The following is a 4,891-nucleotide window of genomic DNA, read 5'->3' as shown; positions in this document are numbered from 1 at the left end:
CGGTAGGTTGAAAGACTGGCGTCGCATCGCCACCCGCTACGACAGATGCCCGAAGGTCTTCCTCTCCGCCATCGCCCTCGCCGCAACCGTCATGTTCTGGTTATGAATCCTGACCCTAGCCTGCGACGCTTGGAATGGGGCTGCCGTTTTCTTGGGTCGGTTCGTTAGCGGGCAGCGCATCTATATGGAATGGATGCCGTCTTCAATTGACATGGGTGGCGGTCGAGATTTTGCAAGGTCTGGGCAGGCTTGTTCATTCAACCTCACCCTCGGGAGCAGCAAAAGAAAAGGGACTGTCCGAAGACAGCCCCGTTCCCCGTCCTAGACGAAGAAGCTCGCAAGCCAGACCAGGGCCGAAAGGCCCAGAACGATCTCGCAGCGATATTCATCGCCGTTAGACTTACTGGCTTGGAAGTAGAGGCCAATCTTCATGGCAACCCTCCCGCTATAGCCGCGCTTGGCCCTTAGAGTAGTCGGTCTAAGACGCGGTTAAACCAGCAACCGGGGTTCTTTCGCCTTTGAATAGCGGCAGGAGGTGCCCGGCGGCTCCGACTATTTCGGTGCAGCTTTTAAGCCGCTTGTGTAGCACATGGGTAGCCTGCTGCACCCGTTCAAGATGAAACGCTGGCCAGAATGCCCTTGTGTCAAATACGTCACGATCTTGGCGCTCCACTACTTGAACTCTGAGGCGATCCAATCAACAATCCGTTTGATGCGCGTCTGGCCCAAATGGTTCTTTGCCCAAGAGATATAGAGCCCATCATCGGATGGGTCGGGATCGACCCAAATCTCCACCAGTTTCTTCGACAGAAGATCATTCTCCACCATGTAGGTCGGCGCGATAGCAACGCCGTGGCCACCTATGGCAGCATCGAGAGCCAAGGCGGATCGGTCGAAGTTGAGCAGCTTGTGTGTGTCTCCATGCCCGGTTTCCAGGATCAGCTTTTCCCACCGCCGGTGCGCATCCTGGAGGAGCGGCAGCGTTAGCAACGTCTCCAGCCCCATTGGCCAATCCGGTCGCAGAAAATCAGGGCTGCATACGGCAACCAGCCGAATGTCTGCGAGGCGGCGCGATCCGTGAGCTGCATTCGTGTCGTGCGCTTTACCAGGCCAGATTGCGATCTCATTCCGGCCCAGGCTGCGCGACAGAATTTGCTCGTGGACTTGGGTGGTCAGGGATACGTTCGGAAACTTGACCGAGAAAGCGTCCATCCGGGGCATCAGCCATTTTGTCGCGGTAGAAGACCCTAGGTGTAGCGTGAAACGATCACTGTCCTCGCCGATGCTCACAAAGGCAGTGTCGAGGATTGCCAAAGCGTCTTCCATCGCCGCATGACAGCGCTCACCCTCCGGGGTCAGCGAGACACCGCGTGCGCCGCGCACAAGAAGAACCACGCCCAGCTCGATTTCGAGCTGCTTGATCCGCTGAGAAACTGCACCACGCGACAGGTTCAGCTCCTCAGCCGCGCGTTGCAGGTTTCCGTGCGATGCGACGACAGAGAATACCCGAAGCGCATTCAGATTCACGTTCTTCATTCGACGTTCCAAAGGCGATAGTTTTTCTAAACGCTGATGGAATTATCCTGCTTTGTCAATTTGGTGCAGGCGGCCGATACAAGCGGGCAAGCAGCACTCAGCGATAGCTACAAGAGATCGAGCGATGACCCAGACAATCCGACCAGCGACACCCGATGACATGCCGCGCCTGGTCGAACTCCTCATGCTGGATGCCGAGGCGCGCCACGCAGAGGATGCGGTCCTCTGGAAGATGGCAGATGACGCGCCCGCGCAGATCGAGAAGGCGCTGACATTTGCGCTGACAGCCGAGCAACAACCCTTTCGACAGTTTTGGCATGTCGCAGACGATGGGGGTCAGATCACGGGTGTCATTCATGCGATGCTGCTGCCGGTCCCTCCAATCTACGCAGGCCCGTTCGGCGAGCCGGGACTGATCTTGCCCGACTCTTTTGTGGCAACCGATGCACCAAGCGGCACTTTAGAGGGCCTGTTGGCCGCCGCCGAGGACGCCCTTCACGAAGCCGGTGCCCGGATCAAACTGGCATCCTACGTGGCGGGCGAAGTCTGGCGAAACGCGTTTGAGACAAGCGGCTATGAGCCTCTGACGCTTTATCTGTCGCGCAGTGACCTTGGCGATCAGGGAATGCCCGCCGGTGTTCGACAAGCGACGGAAGACGATATTCGAGGTATCGTTGAACGCAGCGCCGAGAACCGGCAGGTTCTCTTGGACATAGACCCTTTCTGGGAAATTCATCCTGAAGCTGATCCACGGTTTTCAGCTTGGATGACGCGGAGCCTGACACTTCGGGATCGGGACATGATGGTCCTGGGAGCGTCCGAGGATTTGCAAGGTTACATCATCGCACAGCCCGCCTCACGGCTGCATTTTCCCCCGGCCCACGACATCACGGGAACGGGTGTGATTGATGACTACTACCATCCAGAGCTGGCCAACCCGGCTGCGCTTGACCGAGGCAGTGAGGAGTCCAACGCGCTTTTGCGCGCGGCCGAGGCGGCGTTCGCCAATCGTGGTATGGGAGCCGCCTTTGTCGTCTGCCCGGCGGGATGGACGTCCAAGATCGAGTTGCTGGAAGCTGCTGGTTACGAGACCGCGATGGTCTGGTCCATCAAGCGTTAGCAATCCGCAAAGCTGCCTTCGGGGTGTTGTGCAGCATTCGATAAAATAGGCTCATTCCTGACCTTCGCCGCGATCCGCCCAAATGGCAGCGATCGTGCTGATAAGGCGAAAACGACCCTTTTTGCGGCAGTTTTTTGCCTCCTACCAAGTCACTGATTTCCTTTGCGCTGGACTGACGCAAAAACCTCGTGCAGAAAGATTCCATGAAAATCGGCTACGCACGAGTGTCCACGGAGGAGCAGAACCTTGATCTACAGATCGAGGCGCTGACCGAGGCCGGGTGCGACCGGATCATCACCGACCAGGCACAGAGCGGGACGACAGCGGCCGAGAGCCGGAACGGGTTCTCTGAAGCGATGGGGTTGCTGGACGCAGGCGATTTGCTGGTGGTCTGGAAGCTGGACCGTGTCGGCCGATCTATCGCTGACCTGATCCACCTGCTGAAGCTCTTCGGAGATCGCGGCATCGAGTTCCGTAGCCTGACAGACGGGATCGACACGACGACCGCAGGCGGACGGCTGGTTTTTCACATCATGGGCGCACTGGCCGAGTTCGAGCGCGACCTGATCCAGGAGCGGACCAAGGCAGGCCTGCGCGCCGCAAGGAAGCGCGGCAAGCGGCTTGGCAGACCCCCTGCCCTGACTGCCGCTCAGATCGCCCACGCCAAAACCGCCATCGAGACGAAGCGCGAGACGGTTTCCGGCATGGCCGAGATACTTGGAGTCAATCGCAGCACACTCCAGCGCGCGATGAACCGTGAAGCCGGAGTGGCCCTCTGATGCCGGAAGCGATGCCTATCACACCGGAAGTTATAACCTGGGCGCGGGAACGCGCCGGGTTTTCCGTCGATGCTGCGACAACCGACTTCCGCAGGATCGCGGAGTGGGAAGCAGGCGAAGCGTTCCCCAGCTACCCGCAGCTCGAAAAAATGGCCGAGAAGTTCAAGGTTCCGGTTGCCGTGTTCTTCTTTCCGGCACCACCCGACCTGCCGCGCATCGAAGAGACTTTCCGCACGCTTGGACCCGACCAGATCGCGGAGATTCCGCCCCGCATCCGATTGCTTCTCCGCAAGGCCCGGACGTTCCAGATGGGGCTGGAGGAGCTGCACGGCGGCCGGAACCCCGCCGAGCGCCTGATCACGCGCGATCTGGCGTTCCGTCCTACTGATCGTATTGAGGAGATCGCGGCCGATGTCCGCGCCTATCTGGGCGTGACGATGGAGCAGCAGTTCGCGTGGGGCAACGCGGAGACGGCGCTGGAGGAGTGGCGCAAGGTGCTTCTGGGCGTCGGTGTCTATGTCTTCAAGGACCAGTTCCGCGAGCCGGACTATTCCGGGTTCTGTCTCTACGATGACGAGTTCCCGATCATCTATGTGAACAACACCACAGCCAAGACACGGCAAATTTTCACGCTGTTCCACGAGCTGGCGCACTTGCTCTTTCATACCAGCGGCGTCGATACGACGGCCAATGGCTTTGTGGAGGAGCTGGCAGGGGATGACAGGCGGATCGAAGTCATCTGCAACCGGATGGCCGCGTGTCTTCTTGTCCCGGAGGAAGCCTTTGATGCCACTTTCGCAGGACAGGCCCCGACCGAGGCGACAGCCAACGAGCTGGCGCAACTGTTCAGTGTCAGCCGCGAGTTCATTTTCCGAAAGTTTCTCGACCGCGACCTGATTACAGCGGCGGAGTATGATCAGGCAGCGCGTCGATGGGCCGAGCAGGGCCAGCGTGGCACCGGAGGCGATCACTACAACACGAAGATTGCCTATCTCGGCACCGAATACATCAACCTGGCGTTCCAGCGGTTCTATCAGAACCGGATCGACTACAACCAGCTCGCCGACATCCTCGATACCAAGCCCAAGAACCTGACCCGGCTTGAAGAATACGTCTCAAGGAGAGCGCCTTGAGTTACGTTTTCGATACGAACGCATTTTCCCAACTGTTCCATAGCTACTATCGCAACCGCTTCCCGACCCTCTGGGAGCAGTTTGACGATCTGGTAGAGGACGGCGAGATCACGTCAACGCGGGAGGTGGCGCGAGAGATCGAGGGCGACAGGGTTGCCGCTCTGCGGGAGTGGGCGGCAGAACAACGCGATCTATTTCCCACGCCTAGGGTCAGGATTCATAACCAGAACATGACGGTTGCGGCGAGGGCGATGGCGGAGAGGAAGACCTTCGGGCATCTGTCGTAGCGGGTGGCGATGCGACGCCAGTCTTTCAACCTACCG

The 4,891-nt window shown here is 59.1% G+C and carries 4 protein-coding genes and 3 pseudogenes; 5 read left to right on the top strand and 2 right to left on the bottom strand.

Annotated elements, in window-relative coordinates:
- Positions 1-106: pseudogene (locus E2L08_RS16635) on the top strand (IS5/IS1182 family transposase); the annotation flags it as partial.
- A gap of 566 nt (positions 107-672) precedes the next feature.
- Here E2L08_RS16635 and E2L08_RS16630 read toward each other — a convergent pair.
- Positions 673-1,536: a LysR family transcriptional regulator gene (locus E2L08_RS16630; protein ID WP_133398203.1), complete on the bottom strand. Its 864-nt coding sequence runs from the start codon at positions 1,534-1,536 to the stop codon at positions 673-675.
- A gap of 124 nt (positions 1,537-1,660) precedes the next feature.
- On the opposite strand from E2L08_RS16630, the gene E2L08_RS16625 reads away from it, so the two are divergent.
- From E2L08_RS16625 to E2L08_RS17335, 4 genes and pseudogenes are all read left to right on the top strand, one after another.
- Complete coding sequence (locus E2L08_RS16625) at positions 1,661-2,656, top strand: GNAT family N-acetyltransferase (protein WP_133398202.1); 996 nt, start codon at positions 1,661-1,663, stop codon at positions 2,654-2,656.
- Positions 2,657-2,859: 203 nt separating this feature from the next.
- Positions 2,860-3,435, top strand: coding sequence for a recombinase family protein (locus E2L08_RS16620; RefSeq protein ID WP_133398201.1), 576 nt, complete (start codon positions 2,860-2,862; stop codon positions 3,433-3,435).
- Entirely contained in the window at positions 3,435-4,568 is a 1,134-nt protein-coding gene (locus E2L08_RS16615; protein WP_133398200.1) for a helix-turn-helix domain-containing protein, read from the top strand. The genes E2L08_RS16620 and E2L08_RS16615 overlap by 1 nt, the downstream gene beginning before the upstream one ends.
- A pseudogene (locus E2L08_RS17335) lies at positions 4,565-4,765 on the top strand (DUF4411 family protein); the annotation flags it as partial. The gene E2L08_RS16615 and the pseudogene E2L08_RS17335, both read left to right, overlap by 4 nt.
- Positions 4,766-4,785: 20 nt before the next feature.
- Here E2L08_RS17335 and E2L08_RS17150 read toward each other — a convergent pair.
- A pseudogene (locus tag E2L08_RS17150) lies at positions 4,786-4,891 on the bottom strand (IS5/IS1182 family transposase); the annotation flags it as partial.

It is taken from the genome of Palleronia sediminis, assembly GCF_004358695.1.
Lineage (GTDB): Bacteria > Pseudomonadota > Alphaproteobacteria > Rhodobacterales > Rhodobacteraceae > Palleronia > Palleronia sediminis.
Note: the sequence above shows the minus strand (reverse complement) of the source record. Positions and strands in the feature narration are given on the sequence as shown.

Coding starts and splice junctions, on each gene's coding strand:
- E2L08_RS16630 (WP_133398203.1), bottom strand. CDS start 1,536: ATGAAGAACGTGAATCTGAATGCGCTTCGGGTATTCTCTGTCGTCGCA.
- E2L08_RS16615 (WP_133398200.1), top strand. CDS start 3,435: ATGCCGGAAGCGATGCCTATCACACCGGAAGTTATAACCTGGGCGCGG.
- E2L08_RS16620 (WP_133398201.1), top strand. CDS start 2,860: ATGAAAATCGGCTACGCACGAGTGTCCACGGAGGAGCAGAACCTTGAT.
- E2L08_RS16625 (WP_133398202.1), top strand. CDS start 1,661: ATGACCCAGACAATCCGACCAGCGACACCCGATGACATGCCGCGCCTG.